Raw genomic sequence first — 14,172 nt, forward strand, 5'->3', positions numbered from 1 at the left:
TCTTTCGATTTCACATCCACGGGTTTTCTATGCGTGGCCAGATTGGCCGCGCAAGTTTGGTGTAATTCGTAATGCGGGGATTGCTCGGATAAGAACTTGGCGCGTCAACATAAATAATCTCGGCTGCAATGGGTGCAAAGCCTGCATAAAAATGATTGGTGGACTTGACCACAAGCATGGCCTTTTCCAGTGGATCAATGCCTAAATGAGTGAATATATCTGGCTCAAAGGTCTGCGTTCGGTTGGTGTTGAGAATAATATCGATTTCCGTGCCTTGAATACGCACGACTGCGGCGGCACCAAGAGGGACGCGACTAGGGCCAAAACTCTGCCAGGCTTTTTCAGCGACTTTCATAACCGTAATGCAGGCATCAATAGGTTCACCGCCAAGAGGGCCTGATTTGCCACCAATCCGCAGGTTAATAACCGCCCCTTCGCCTGCGGCATGGCAGAACGTTACTGCAACCGGATCCCATATTGTAGCAAAACCAACACTATGGATTTTCCGTTCAATCAGATGGCGCAGAATATGGGTTCCGTCACCCGCAACACCACCACCCGGATTGTCCCACACATCAGCGATAACCACAGGTTTATCCGGGTATATTGCATGAACCGCCAGAGCATGTTGAATGCCCTGATCGGTATTGAGCATTTTCATCAGCGTTTGCTCACGCATAGCTATGAGTTCGTGTCCGAGACTTTTTGCGAGCGCATCACCTTGGATAGCATCATTATCGGTAACAACAACAATACGCGTTCCCATTTCCGGCACATCCGCCGCCATAAAACCATGAATAACGGAAACAGAGAGAATACCGTTTTTTCCGTGCATCGCTTTGATGCGATCGACAAAAGAACGCATAGGGTCTTCGCTCGTCGGCAAAACTGTAATCATGCGACAATCGAAAGTGGAAATGACGGGCTTGATATGACCTTTAAGCGTATCAAGTGCCAAGGCAACAACATGCTCACCGCGTTCATAAAAATCCGTATGCGGAAATTCAAGAAATGCGGCAAGGATATCGAGATTGGCAACGCGCTTTGGCGTGAGATGGCTATGCGGATCAAATTCGCTGGCAATTAAAACATCCGGCCCGATAATGCCCCGTATCCGCTCCAGCAGGTCGCCTTCGCAATCATCATAGCCTTGGGCAACCATTGCACCATGTAAGCCTAATATCACCGCATCCACCGGCAACGCAGATTTAAGCTGATCCAGAATTTCGTCACGCAGGCCTTCATATGCCTGTCGCTGTAACAATCCGCCGGGCTCTGCCCACGTGGCAGTGCCTTCAATGATTGTAAGATCAGGGTCTACGGTTGCAAGTTTTCGGAGTGCTACAATCGGTGCGGAACATAGTGTCGGGGTTGCCGGATGCTCACCGGGTGCTGCATAAAAGGCCATCTCAAAAGACGCGCGATCCGTTGGAACCGGAGAGAACGTATTGGTTTCAGTCGCAAAAGATGCCGTGAAAATGCGCATTCTGATGCTCCGGCTATTTCTGAGGGGCGTAAGCGATGGCTTCGATTTCAATTTTAATGTCAATCATCAAGCGCGATTCAACGGTAGTACGCGCAGGCGGATCTTTAGGGAAATAGGTCGCGTAAACAGCATTCATACGGCCAAAATCACGCGCGTCTTCAAGCCAGATCGTTGTTTTGACGACATCTTTCAGAGTGGCTCCGGCAAGCGCCAGCGCCGATTTGATATTTTCCAAAACCTGTCGTGTCTGCGCCTCGATATTGCCCTCGATAATTTTACCATCTGTCCCTACAGGCACTTGGCCTGAAATATAGATCATATCTCCCGCACGTATTGCTGGAGAGAGCGGCACATGCGAAGTACCAAAGGCTTGTTTCATCGACATAATTATCTCCGGTTATTTGACGGCGCCAAGCGCTAGACCCTTAATCAAATAGCGCTGAAGCCAGACAAAAAGAATTGCCACAGGCAGTGTTGCAACAAGGGTTGCTGCCATCACATAATGCCATTCGACTGTGTAGCGGCCCGCAACAAGTGAAAATACCTGTATGGGCAAGGTATAGCTGTCTTGACTGCGCAGCATCGTCAGTGCGACGACAAATTCGTTCCACGCATTGATAAATGTAAAAATGGCAGTCACAGCAATTGCAGGCAGGCAAAGTGGCAGAAACACTTTTACCAGTGTTTTCCAGCGTCCTGCACCTTCCATCCACGATGCCTCTTCAAGATCACGCGGTATGGTGTCGAAGTAGCTTTGCAACATCCAAACGGTAAACGCGATATTGAAAGCCATATAGACGCCGCCAACCGCTGATACGCTCTCGATGAGACCATAGGTTGCCAAGAGCCGAAACAAACCAAGCACCAGCACAATTGGTGATATCATCTGTGATATCAGCAGAAATTGGCGGAATGCTCCGTGACCGGCAAAGCGAAAGCGCGACATTGCATATGCGGCCGGAATAGAAATAAGAATTGCGCCAAGCGATGCGATCACAGAGACATAAAGAGAATTGAGTAGCGCTCTGCCAAACTTGGTCTGCACCCACATTTCACTAAAATTCTCCCAGCGGAATGTGCTTGGCCACCAATGCGGGGACAGAACCTCCTGCGGAGGCTTAACGGCCGTCAGAAACATCACAGCAAACGGGAAAAGAGTGAGAATAACGAGCGGTGAGAGAACGGCCCAAGCTATGATCGTCCGCTTTGTTTTGGGTGTGATCATGTTTGTTCACTCCGCATTGCGAGCCGGATATAGATAGCAGTAAAGACGAGCAAGATTGCCAGCATAATCAGTGAAACTGCTGAAGCTTCGCCAAGTTTTCCAAGTCTGAAGGCCAGCTTGTAGAGATGGGTCACCAGAATATCCGTCGTGTTTGCGGGCCCGCCCTGCGTCATCACCCAGATAATCGGGAAAGAATTAAAGACATAGATTGTGTTGAGTACGATCGCGATATTCACAAATGGCTTGAGAAGCGGAAAGGTAATTTCCCGAAACTGTTGCCAGAGGCTCGCCCCTTCAAGCGATGAGGCTTCATAAAGATCTTCAGGTATGGACGATAAACCACCGAGAAATATGGTTGTGGTAAATGGCACAGTTACCAGTATCCCGACAAGAATTTGCATCGGGAATGCTGTGGCTGCGCTGGCCAGCCATTGTATATTGGTATCAATCAGACCAAGCTCGCGCAGAGCGGAGTTGAGCATACCGCTTTCACCATTGAGAGCCCACCGCCAAACGATCGCAGTCATCGTGAGTGACACAGCCCAGGGCAGCATAATAATGACACGGGCAACAGAGCGCCCGTAAAAGTCCATATTGAGAATGATAGCGACGGGAATGGAAACAACAAGTGCGCCGCCCACGACGCAAATTGTCCAGAATGCGGTGCGCCAGAGCGCATTCATAAAATCAGGTGAGGCAAAGAGCGCAGAGAAATTTGCGCCACCATTGAAATCACGCAACTGTCCGAAGCGGTTGACATCATGCGTGGCAATCTCGAACAGATGAACCACAGGCCAAAAGATGACAACCGCTGCCAGCAAGAGGCTCGGTAAGATCAAAAAATAAGGTACAGACCGGTTTTGCATCAGGAGATACTGTTCCATCAGGTCGGAGAGGATACCGGCAGAGCTGCCGCCGCTGCCGGTTAAACACCACAAGTGATCTATTTCTTGAGAATAGCGTCTGCTTTTGCAGCTGCATCTTTCAGCACGGTTTCCGGTTCGCCTTTACCAAGATAAATGCTTTGCATCGCATTGGATGTGATATCAGCGATTTCTTCCCAGCCCGGAATGATTGGTGCAAAACGGGCATCGGGCAGCAGTGCGGTGAAAGCGGCGAGGTCAGCATTATTCACGTAATAATCCATCTTCGCTTCTTCCTTATTTACCGGCAGGAAACCTTCTCCCTGCGTGAACTTGGCGCGCCATTCTTTTTGGAACAGAAAGTCGAGGAGCTTCCACGCTTCGTCTTTATTTTTTGAATTCTCAAACATCACCACAGAGTCTGTCACGCCATAGGTGCCGCGTGCGCCCGTTGCCCCTGCGGGAATAGCGGCGACGCCATATTTAAGATTTGGCGCTTCTTCCTTGATCTGATTGGATAAAAACGGCGCGGTAATCATCATGCCGACTTTACCCTGTTTGAAGAGGTTTTGAACATCTTCACGGGCATAGGAGGTTACACCCGGTTGGGTCAGGCCTTCATCAATCAGAGATTTGTAGAGCTTGGCTGCTTCCAGTGCGCCAGTTGTGCCAAGGCCGGATGTGCCATCCTTATTCAAAATTTCTGTACCGTATGACCACATGGCATAGTAATAATAGACATCGGTTTCAATCTCTTTGCCCTGTAAGCCAAAGCCGTAATTCTCACCGCCGAGGGCTTTGATTTTTGCTGCGTCAGCTTTGAGTGTTTCCCAATTTTCGGGCGGATTATTGATGCCTGCTTTGGCAAAAATATCCTTGTTGTAATACATCGCGCGAGCAGAGGCCGCGATCGGCAGGCCATATGTTTTACCATCCAGAATCGACGGCGAAAGGAATGTTTCAATGAAGCGATCTTTAAAAGCACCATCCATGTAGCCATCAAGCGGCGCAGCAATGCCTTGTTGCACAAAATCGATCAGCCAGCGTGTGCCGATAATCGAAAGATCGGCATTGGTTCCTGCGGAAATATCGGTGGTCAGTTTCTGCAATAAAACATCCCACGGAACGATTTCAAATTGTACGGTTATGCCGGGGTTTTCGGCTTCAAAAGCTTTTTTAACATCTTCAAAATAAGGGCCTGTTTTGGAGCTGTATTCCGCAACAGTCATGCGCACTACACCAGCATTAGCACTCGTACCAAGCGCCAGAATACTTAATCCGGCCAGAAGGCCAGCCTTCCATTTTGCCTGTGACATGTTTCGTTCCCTCGTTATTCGGTAGTTTACCGATTTGTAATTTTTGTTGTATTATTACATTATCTTGAATTTTGCAGCTTTCAAGTGCAATTTTGTGTTGTAAAATTACATTTTCGCTTTTACCTTGCATAAATAAGCTGACGCCTAAAGGTCAGATCAAGGGGAGCATTCGTGAGATATCCGTTTGAGTTTGAGAATAAGACCGTTTTGATTACCGGAGCAGGCGGAGGCGTTGGTAACGCCCTGAACGCAATATTCGCATCGCGGGGAGCGAAGGTTATCGGCTGCGATAGATCATTAGAAAATATGGCGCATTCTGATTTTCACGCCCGCTATATTTTTGATCTTCTGGACAGGAAGGGCTTGGAAGCAGCTGTCCAGAAAATTTTCAAGGAAAGCGGTGTGCCGGATATCGTGATTAATAATGCGGGCTGGACACGCGCAGAAACACTGAATGACCTCAATCAAGATAAGATCGAAACAGAAATTGATCTCAATCTCACGGCCGTAGCCGCTTTTTCTAATCTGTTAATGCAGGCCATGGCGGAGCGCGGCAATGGTTGTTTTGTGTTTATATCTTCCGTCAATGCCCTATCGCACTTCGGCAATCCGGCTTATGCCGCTGCAAAAGCCGGCATCAATGCCTTTGCACGCGCTATAGCTGTTGAATATGGTCATAAGGGCGTGCGTGCCAATGTGGTTTGTCCGGGTTCAATCCGCACCCCTGCATGGGATCACCGCATTAAACAAAACCCACAAGTGCTTGAAAAGCTCAAGCGTCTATATCCCTTGGGTCGAATTGTTAATGTTGAAGAGGTTGCGGAAGCTGTCGCTTTTCTTGCTTCAGACAGGGCATCCGGCATAACCGGCACTATACTCCCTGTTGATGCGGGGCTGACGGCAGGGTGTCGCCCGTTTATTGAAGATATTCTCGGAGGCAATTGATTATGCAGGATGTCTCTTTACGCGGTATTTCAAAGTCTTTTGGTAATCTTTCGATTATTAATAATCTTGATCTTGATATTAAGGGCGGCGAGTTTGTCGTTCTCGTAGGCCCCTCAGGCTGTGGTAAGTCCACGCTACTGCGAATGATCGCGGGATTAGAGCCGATTTCCGGCGGTGATCTGATCATTGGCGGGCAGCGTGCGAATGATCTCCCTCCGCAAAAACGAAATATTTCGATGGTATTTCAGTCATACGCATTGTTTCCGCATATGACTGCGCGGGAAAATATCAGTTTCGGACCGCGGATTCGCGGGGAAAATGCAACGGAAACAGCACAGAAAGTTGACAGTGCTGCCGCTATTCTAAACCTTCATTCCTATCTCGACCGTTACCCGCGCCAGCTCTCAGGGGGACAGCGCCAACGTGTTGCAATGGGGCGGGCAATTGTACGCGACCCCTCGGTTTTTCTGTTTGATGAACCACTGTCGAACCTTGATGCCCAACTGCGTGTCCAGATGCGCACAGAGATAAAGGCGCTGCATCATCGTTTGAAGTCAACCGTGATATACGTGACTCATGATCAGATCGAGGCTATGACCATGGCCGACCGGATTGTGGTTATGAGTCAGGGGAAAATCTTGCAAGTGGGGGCGCCGTTAGATCTCTATGACCGGCCTGCAAATAAATTTGTCGCTGGCTTTCTCGGTTCGCCATCCATGAGCTTCATTCCGGGGCAGATCATAACCGGCGCGACGGATAGTCGTTTTCGCACACATGAAGGCGAAGAGATTGTTTTGGCTGATCGTTTAACAGTATCCGGTGAGGCCGAAGCAGGTATCCGACCTGAAAATTTTGTAATGACTGAGGCAGGACGAGGGGTGACGCTCATTGTAGAGGTTGTTGAGCCGACAGGGCCGGAAACACATATCTATGGACGGATTGCCGGTGAACCGGTTCGGGTTGTTTTCCGCGAGCGTGTTCATCTTAAATCTGGTGACAGAGTGCCGGTGACAGCCGCACCAAATCATATTCACCTCTTTGATAAGTCAAGCGGCCTGCCATTATGAGACGTGGCAACAGGCGATACGCCAATATGAGAACTGAATGAATAGCGTTGCAGATATTATAACACAGCTTCACGCCGTGGCTCAGGAGGGATCAAAGTCAGACAGGCGCTTGGCAGCACTGGTCTTGGCAGATCCGGATTATGCTTCTAAAGCTGCAATTGCAGAGATTGCAGTTCGTGCGGGCGTCAGTGAACCAACGGTTACACGCTTTTGCAGGACAGTCGGTTGTGATGGTATTCGTGAGTTTAAATTTTTTCTGGCACAAGCTCTTGCCTTTGGCGGGCAATATCTGAGCGCTGAAATACCAGCCCGCGATGCGGATGAAAGTCGTATTGTGACAGCGGTTACCACTGCTGCAATCGCTGCAATACAACGTGCAAGCGATGGGCTGGATACAATTACTCTGATGAGGGTTGCGGAAAGGCTCGCAACTTCTGGGCATGTCCTATGTCTTGGTTCAGGCGGGACCTCATCTATGCTGGCAACGGAAATGCAGAACCGTTTGTTTCGGCTAGGCCTTTCTGTGAGCGCGCATGTTGATGGTCAGTTGCAACGTATGTATGCCGCTGTTGCAACCCGCGATACGATTGTGATTGCATTTTCTGTGTCGGGATATGCACGTTCTGTGGTTGAAGCGCTGAATGTGGCACGACAATATGGTGCGGAGACCATAGCTATTACTGCGCCAAATTCTGATCTTGCGAAAGCTGCGGATGTTCTGATCCCTTATCAGGTGAATGAAGATGGCAATATTTATAAGCCTTCATCATCCCGATATGCCCTGCTAACCATTCTCGATATTATTGCGACTGCGACAGCTGAGGCGAGGGGGCCGCAGGTTTTAGAAAGCCTGCGTCGTATTAAACACAGTTTGAATACGCTTAAAATTGATGATCCGAACTTACCATTAGGGGATTAATCCCTGCGTAGGACGACCATTAAAAACAAAAATCGGAGTGCAAACATGAAAAGTGCTGTTAATCCATTTGATGGGGACAAAGATCGCGCACAAATCTGGGAGATGCTCGTTCGACGCGATATAGAAGCGTTTGTCGCGCAGGATTGGTCAGTGGTGGCGGATGATTTTGATGAAATGCGCTTTCTGGGGATTCATGCCCATGGTGAACATAATCCGGATAAATGGGATGCAGCGTTTCCGGCTCTATCGGTCTATCGGGATGAGTGGTTACGACAGGCCGCTGTAAGTGCTGCAACAGATTATGCTGAACCTTTGCGCGAGGGCATATTGCGCGCTACTGATCTAAGCACAATTGATATTACGGGCACTATTGCTGTTGCTCGCAAAAAATTCAACGGCACAATTGCGAAAACAGATGGCTCTGCGGATATTCTCAAATGGCAGACACTCTACTTTTGCCGCCATGACAATATACGCTGGAAAATTACAGGTTTTATTGGGTATATGGCGTGAGTTTTCTTGCAAGGCTTTATAGCTCAGTACGTACTTTCCAAAGTTCAGGAAATAGCACAACTTCGAGCATTTTTCGCAGATAAGAGACGCCGCCGGTGCCGCCGGTGCCGCGTTTCAGGCCGATAATGCGCTCAACAGTTGTCACGTGATTAAAGCGCCAGCGCCGGAAATAATCCTCAAAATCAACCAGCTTTTCTGCCAGCTCATAAAGCTGCCAGTATTTTTCCGGTGCCTGATAAATCTGTTTCCACGCATCGAGAACCTGTTCATTTTCTGTGCGCTTTTCACGCCAGTCTGTGCGGGTCGCATCGGCGCCGATATCGAAACCATTGCGTGCCAGTAACAGCAAGGCTTCATCGTAGAGACTTGGTGCAGCCAGTATGCCTTCCAGTAAAGCGGAAATATCTTCACGATGTGCATGGGGTTGCAACATGGCGATGTTGCGATTGCCCGCTAAAAATTCAATCATCCGGTATTGATAAGACTGAAAGCCTGATGACTGACCAAGTGAATTACGAAATTCCGTATATTCACTCGGAGTCATGGTGCGCAAAACATCCCAGGCATTGTTGAGCTGCTCAAAAATTCGTGCAACCCGTGTCAGCATTTTAAAAGCCGGTTGGGGCTGATCGTTGCGGATACAGGTAATAGCCGACCGAATTTCATGAATAGCCAGTTTCATCCAGAGTTCTGAGGCCTGATGCTGAATAATGAACAGCAGCTCATCATGGGCTTGCGAGAGCGGTGCCTGTGCATCCAGAATTTTGTCCAAAGACAAATAATCGCCATAGGACATGCGGTCTTTGAAAGACATTTGCGCGCCTTCTTTTGAAGGATCATAAGTCATTGTCATGTCACATGTACCTTATTGATTGTCAGATGGACGTCGGAAACGGATCACATAATTTTACTTTATGCTGGATTCGGATTGCAGATAAACATCAAGCGTATAGCCGATATGCTCGCTCATCAGCCTGCGTGCGCTCTCCGTATCTCTGTTGAGCACTGCATTCATTAATTCAGTGTGATGTGCCAGTCCCATAGCTTCTTCGAGTGCAGCAGAGGCATGCTGTCCGGCTTCATCCAGCACTGCTGCTGCACGGATTGTGGGAGCAAGACTTAAAAAACGATGGTGCCGACGCAGCTGGAACCAAAGAGCTGTATAAAAATGCTTGAGCCAGTTTGATGTTGCCGCACTGAGCAATGCATTGTGAAAGGCAGTGTGCCTTTCTTCCCACTCATCAATTGCTGCTTCAGATACATTTCCCGATGAGATTGTGCATCGTGACAGACGATAATGACTGGTGACAATTGCTGCCTCCCAATCATCATCTCCGCGCTGCATAGATTCAAGCAAAAGCGGTATTTCAACAACCATCCGCGCTTGAGTTAAATCTTCAAGCTCAGCCTGAGACACCGGCGCAACTGCAAAGCCCCGATTACTGGAAGCGGTTACAAGTTTCTCAGCCTCAAGACGTGATAATGCTTCTCGCAGTGGCGTCCAGCCAAAATCATACTGTTCGAGCAAGGTTTTTAATTTCAGCGGTGCACCAGGGCGTAACCGCACCGATAAAATATCGCTGCGCAGTTGTTGATAAGCCTGCTGGGTTTTTGTTGAAATTTCATTGTCTTGCATCGTTTGGCCGCCTCCAAGTAGCTAAAATATATATTTCATCGGCTTTATGTCAATAATATATATAGTTATTGACACGCGACTGAAGGCGAATACACTGCCCTAACGCTGTAAAATAAGCAGCATCGCCAATAATGGGGATATAAAATGGGAACTATTCGTAAAGTTACTTTTTTGAGCGCTATCATTGCGGGTGTATTCGCAGCATCCCTTGCGCTGGCTGATCCAATTAAAGTTGGGATCGCCAATTTCGGTGAACATCCGCAGCTTAATACGGCTGTTCAAGGCTTCAAGAAGGCACTGACTGCGGCCGGATATGTGGAAGGAAAGGATGTGGTTTACAGCGAAAGCCATACCAATTTTGACATATCACTAGTGCCGCAAATGATCGCTAAGCTGGAAGCAGAAAAGCCAAAACTTATTTATACGATTACCACGCCAGTTTCGCAGGTCGCCAAAAAAGCACTGTTAGGATCAGGTATTCCGGTGGTCTTTGCTGCAGTAACTGATCCGGTGGACGCAAAACTTGTCCCTTCATTGGACGCGGGTGATAAAGGCATGACCGGTGCAACAGACTTGCAGGATGTTGCTGCCATTATGGCCTTCACAAAGAAGCTGCTGCCGAATGCAAGTCGTTTTGGTGTGGCCTATAATCCGGGTGAAGCGAATGACGTGGCTCTGCTTCGCAAATTTGAAGAGGCCGGAAGCGGTGCTGGTTTCACGGTCGTTCCGGTAGGCATTGATAATATTAACGACGTTCAGCAGCGTATCACTGCTTTTTCCGGAAAAGTGGACGTTATTTATACGCCTGGATCGAACCTTTTGCAGCCTGCTATTGCTGCAGTTGCCGCCGCGGCCCGTCAAATCTCTGTGCCTGTTATGAATGTGGATGAGAGCGCGGTCACCAATCATATTGTTCCGGCAAGCTTTGCAGTGAATTATGAGCAGGTTGGAGAAAATGCAGGTAAAATTGCCGCTGAAATTCTCAAAGGCAAAGCACCTGAGACCATTCCGCCTTCACGTCCGACCTATGAAGACCACAGGCCGCTGATTTCAAAAAAAGCGCTCACAACTTTTGGCATAACGCTCCCAGAAGCACTGGCTGATTGCAATTGCTTCGTTGAATGATCTTGTCTCCACATGTGTGTAGAACAGGCTGCATTGCCGTGTAATGCAGCCCAATCCGGTACAGGGGAGCAAAAAATGCTTGAAATCAAATCAGCTCGTAAGGTTTTCTATAAAGGTCAGGCTGACGAAAAAGTTGCGCTTGATGATCTTTCATTGTCGCTGGCCACAGGCGAATTTGGCATTGTTATCGGCTCAAACGGCGCCGGTAAAAGCAGTATGTTGAATGCCATATCCGGTGCGCTGCAACTGGATAGCGGTCAGATTATTATCAATGGTGATGATGTAACTGCAATGCCTGTTCACAAACGCGCGCTCCGTCTTGCGCGCGTTTTTCAGGATCCGATGCGTGGTACAGCAGCCAGCATGACTGTGGCTGAAAATATGCTGCTTGCAGAATTGCGCAGCTCGAAGCGTTCCTTCCGCAATGGTTTGAACGCGGGTCGAATTGCGGCTTATAAAGAACGCCTGACCCTTCTTGGATTAGGGCTTGAAGACCGGCTGAACACGCGGGTTGAATTATTATCGGGCGGGCAACGGCAATCCCTGTCACTCATAATGGCAGTAGGTGGCTCACCCGATCTGCTTTTGCTGGATGAGCATACTGCCGCGCTTGATCCGCGCACCGCAGATATTGTCATGCAGGCAACAGTTCGGGCTGTGAACGCTCTGAAGCTGACCACGTTAATGGTGACCCATAATATGCAACATGCTGTTGATTTTGGTAACCGCATTCTCATGCTAAATGCAGGACGTGTTCATCTGGAAATTGCCGGTACGCAGAAAGAACAGACCAGTATTCCTGATCTGATTAATCATTTTTCCATCAAATCTGACCATATGTTACTGGCGAGCTGAAGTAATGGATTTTATTCAAAATATTCTTACCAGTTTTATCGCTCTTGTGCCGGTTACGCTTGCACAAAGTCTCATTCTGGCTTTTGTTGTCCTCGGGATCATGATCCCGTTTCGGATGCTCAATTTTCCGGATTTAACCAGCGAAGGGGCATTTCCGCTCGGTGGTTGTGTTTGCGGGGTGATGCTGGCGTCTGGTTTTGCGGCGCCTGTGGCTATCGCAGGCGCTCTGCTTGCCGGTTTTGTTGCAGGCTCGTGTACGGCTTTCATCCATTTGCGGTTTCGTATTCATACACTTTTGGCCGGTATTTTAATGATGACGATGCTCTATAGCATCAATCTGCGCATCATGGGTAAATCCAACCTCTCTGTTTTCGGCACACCGACCGTTTTTGACTGGGTGCCATTTACCACGCCCGGTTTTGCGGCCAGTAAAATTATTATTGCCGGCCTGTTGGGACTGCTCGTTTTGATAGGGCTGAACAGTTTTTTCAAAACCGAAAAAGGCACCGCAATGCGTGCCGTTGGTGCCAATCCTGACATGGCTGAAGCGCAAGGCATTAATGTCTGGGTTGCAACCATTGGTGGCGTCGGGCTTGCCGGTGCTTTCTCTGCCGCTGGCGGCGCACTCATGGTGCAATCGCAAGGCTTTGCCGATGTGAATATGGGGTTGGGCATTCTTATTAATGGGCTGGCTTCCCTGATGATCGGTGAAGCGCTTGTTGGCAAACAGACCGTATTCCGGCAGCTGCTTGCACCCTTTATTGGGGCAATCGTCTATTACCAGCTTGTGTCTCTCTGCTTGGCCGCTGGCATGCCACCGCCGGATTTGAAACTCGCAACCGGATTATTCGTTCTCGCGATGCTGGCACTTCCAAGTCTGCGCCGTAGTCGTGGTCCTGCACCCGCCCGCGAAGTTCTTCGATAAAGCAGTTTTCGATACTGCTCTGATACAGGAAAGATAAGTTATGAGACAAGTTCCAGACTTGGTTGAGATCAAAGCCATGGATAGTGCTGATACATTGCGATCAATGCGGGATCAGTTTACTCTGCCGGAGGGTATCATATATCTGGACGGCAATTCACTTGGTGCGGCCTCAAAGATTACCTTGCAAAGCTTGCAGGAGGCTAGCCAAGAGTGGAGCCAGGACCTGATCAAGAGCTGGAATAAAGCGGGTTGGTTTGAATTGCCTTTGGCTCTTGGCGATCGTATCGGCAATCTGGTCGGTGCTGCGCAGGGGCAAGTTGTCGTCTGTGATACTACGTCCTCTAACCTCTACAAGGTGCTGCATGCCGCCTTGGCAATGCGTCCTGATCGCTCGGTTATTGTTGCAGAGGGTGGCAGTTTTCCGACCGATCTCTATGTGGCAGAGGGGGTTATGTCCGTGCTGCCCGATATAGTAATGCGGTTGGAAGGTGTTGATGCGCCAGACATTGAAAACCTTATTGATGACAGCGTTGCCGTGGTGCTTATCAACCACGTCAATTATATAACCGGTGAGTTACGGGATATGGCGGCACTCACGCAAACAGCGCATGAAGCCGGTGCCTTGATTATCTGGGATCTTTGTCATAGTGCCGGTGCCTTGCCGGTGCATCTCGATGAAGCCCAAGCCGATTTCGCAGTCGGCTGCTCATATAAATATCTCAACGGGGGCCCGGGTGCGCCCGCGTTCATTTATGCTGCCCGACATTTGCATGAGAAAATCCGGCAGCCTTTGTCTGGCTGGTGGGGGCATGCACGGCCTTTTACATTTGAGCAGACTTATGCTGCTTCAGCCGGCATAGGCCAGTTTCTATGTGGAACACAGCCGATTTTATCCATGCGTGCGCTTAAAGGCGCACTAAGCATCTGGGATAATGTAGACTTGCAAGTCATTCGTCATAAAAGCATCGCGCTCACAGATTTGTTTATCAATCTCGTTGAGGCAAAATGCGCTGATTATGGTTTTGAACTGGAAAGCAACCGTAACGGCCAGAAGCGTGGCAGTCAGGTTTCTATTTCTCACACTAACAGCTACGAAATTATGCAGGCTCTCATCGCTCGTGGTGTGATTGGTGATTTTCGTGCCCCATCCAGTATGCGTTTTGGGTTTACGCCGCTTTACACCAGCTATGAAGATGTCTGGCAGGCTGTGTGTATTCTTGAAGATGTGATGGCGACTGGCGCGTGGCGGGACGCTCAATATGCCGTTCGCGCTGCTGTTACTTGAAGAGAGCTGCAC

Annotated in this window: 15 protein-coding genes; 8 read left to right on the forward strand and 7 right to left on the reverse strand. The window is 49.0% G+C overall.

What is annotated here, in order from left to right; genetic code table 11:
• Positions 1-10: 10 nt before the first annotated feature.
• The 5 genes from QUF18_RS14715 to QUF18_RS14735 form a co-directional block, all read right to left on the reverse strand.
• A complete protein-coding gene (locus tag QUF18_RS14715) occupies positions 11-1,486 on the reverse strand; it encodes a M81 family metallopeptidase (protein WP_289387998.1) in 1,476 nt (491 codons plus the stop codon).
• Positions 1,487-1,499: 13 nt separating this feature from the next.
• The gene (locus QUF18_RS14720; RefSeq protein WP_289387999.1) at positions 1,500-1,871 is read right to left on the reverse strand and encodes a RidA family protein; all 372 of its coding nucleotides are present in this window, start codon (positions 1,869-1,871) and stop codon (positions 1,500-1,502) included.
• A 12-nt stretch (positions 1,872-1,883) separates the two neighbouring features.
• Positions 1,884-2,711 carry a carbohydrate ABC transporter permease gene (locus tag QUF18_RS14725; protein WP_289388000.1) on the reverse strand — a complete coding sequence of 276 codons (828 nt, stop codon included), beginning with the start codon at positions 2,709-2,711 and terminating at the stop codon, positions 1,884-1,886.
• The gene (locus tag QUF18_RS14730; RefSeq protein WP_289388046.1) at positions 2,708-3,577 is read right to left on the reverse strand and encodes a carbohydrate ABC transporter permease; all 870 of its coding nucleotides are present in this window, start codon (positions 3,575-3,577) and stop codon (positions 2,708-2,710) included. The genes QUF18_RS14725 and QUF18_RS14730 overlap by 4 nt, the downstream gene beginning before the upstream one ends.
• Positions 3,578-3,654: 77 nt before the next feature.
• A complete protein-coding gene (locus QUF18_RS14735) occupies positions 3,655-4,890 on the reverse strand; it encodes an ABC transporter substrate-binding protein (RefSeq protein WP_289388001.1) in 1,236 nt (411 codons plus the stop codon).
• A gap of 171 nt (positions 4,891-5,061) precedes the next feature.
• On the opposite strand from QUF18_RS14735, the gene QUF18_RS14740 reads away from it, so the two are divergent.
• The 4 genes from QUF18_RS14740 to QUF18_RS14755 are packed head-to-tail and all read left to right on the forward strand — an operon-like array spanning position 5,062 to position 8,334.
• A complete protein-coding gene (locus QUF18_RS14740; protein ID WP_289388002.1) occupies positions 5,062-5,835 on the forward strand; it encodes an SDR family oxidoreductase in 774 nt (257 codons plus the stop codon).
• A gap of 2 nt (positions 5,836-5,837) precedes the next feature.
• Positions 5,838-6,902, forward strand: a complete 1,065-nt coding sequence (locus tag QUF18_RS14745; protein ID WP_289388003.1) for an ABC transporter ATP-binding protein — start codon at positions 5,838-5,840, stop codon at positions 6,900-6,902.
• 37 nt (positions 6,903-6,939) lie between these two features.
• Positions 6,940-7,821 carry a MurR/RpiR family transcriptional regulator gene (locus QUF18_RS14750; protein WP_289388004.1) on the forward strand — a complete coding sequence of 294 codons (882 nt, stop codon included), beginning with the start codon at positions 6,940-6,942 and terminating at the stop codon, positions 7,819-7,821.
• A 45-nt stretch (positions 7,822-7,866) separates the two neighbouring features.
• Entirely contained in the window at positions 7,867-8,334 is a 468-nt protein-coding gene (locus tag QUF18_RS14755; RefSeq protein WP_289388005.1) for a hypothetical protein, read from the forward strand.
• A 16-nt stretch (positions 8,335-8,350) separates the two neighbouring features.
• Here the strand turns inward: QUF18_RS14755 and kynA are convergent, their stop codons facing one another.
• Both kynA and QUF18_RS14765 read right to left on the reverse strand, forming a co-directional pair.
• Complete coding sequence (kynA, locus tag QUF18_RS14760) at positions 8,351-9,187, reverse strand: tryptophan 2,3-dioxygenase (RefSeq protein ID WP_289388006.1); 837 nt, start codon at positions 9,185-9,187, stop codon at positions 8,351-8,353.
• 54 nt (positions 9,188-9,241) lie between these two features.
• Positions 9,242-9,970, reverse strand: a complete 729-nt coding sequence (locus QUF18_RS14765) for a GntR family transcriptional regulator (RefSeq protein WP_289388007.1) — start codon at positions 9,968-9,970, stop codon at positions 9,242-9,244.
• Between the two features lie 144 nt (positions 9,971-10,114).
• Here QUF18_RS14765 and QUF18_RS14770 point away from each other — a divergent pair, with 144 nt between their 5' ends.
• From QUF18_RS14770 to kynU, 4 genes are all read left to right on the forward strand, one after another.
• Complete coding sequence (locus QUF18_RS14770) at positions 10,115-11,095, forward strand: ABC transporter substrate-binding protein (protein WP_289388008.1); 981 nt, start codon at positions 10,115-10,117, stop codon at positions 11,093-11,095.
• A 75-nt stretch (positions 11,096-11,170) separates the two neighbouring features.
• Positions 11,171-11,950, forward strand: a complete 780-nt coding sequence (locus tag QUF18_RS14775; RefSeq protein WP_289388009.1) for an ABC transporter ATP-binding protein — start codon at positions 11,171-11,173, stop codon at positions 11,948-11,950.
• Positions 11,951-11,954: 4 nt separating this feature from the next.
• Positions 11,955-12,875 (forward strand): ABC transporter permease, encoded by a 921-nt coding sequence (locus tag QUF18_RS14780; RefSeq protein WP_289388010.1) that lies wholly within the window; start codon positions 11,955-11,957, stop codon positions 12,873-12,875.
• Between the two features lie 40 nt (positions 12,876-12,915).
• Positions 12,916-14,160, forward strand: a complete 1,245-nt coding sequence (kynU, locus tag QUF18_RS14785; RefSeq protein ID WP_289388011.1) for a kynureninase — start codon at positions 12,916-12,918, stop codon at positions 14,158-14,160.
• The last annotated feature ends 12 nt before the right edge of the window (positions 14,161-14,172 follow it).

It is taken from the genome of Pseudochrobactrum kiredjianiae (assembly GCF_030362795.1).
GTDB lineage: Bacteria > Pseudomonadota > Alphaproteobacteria > Rhizobiales > Rhizobiaceae > Pseudochrobactrum > Pseudochrobactrum kiredjianiae.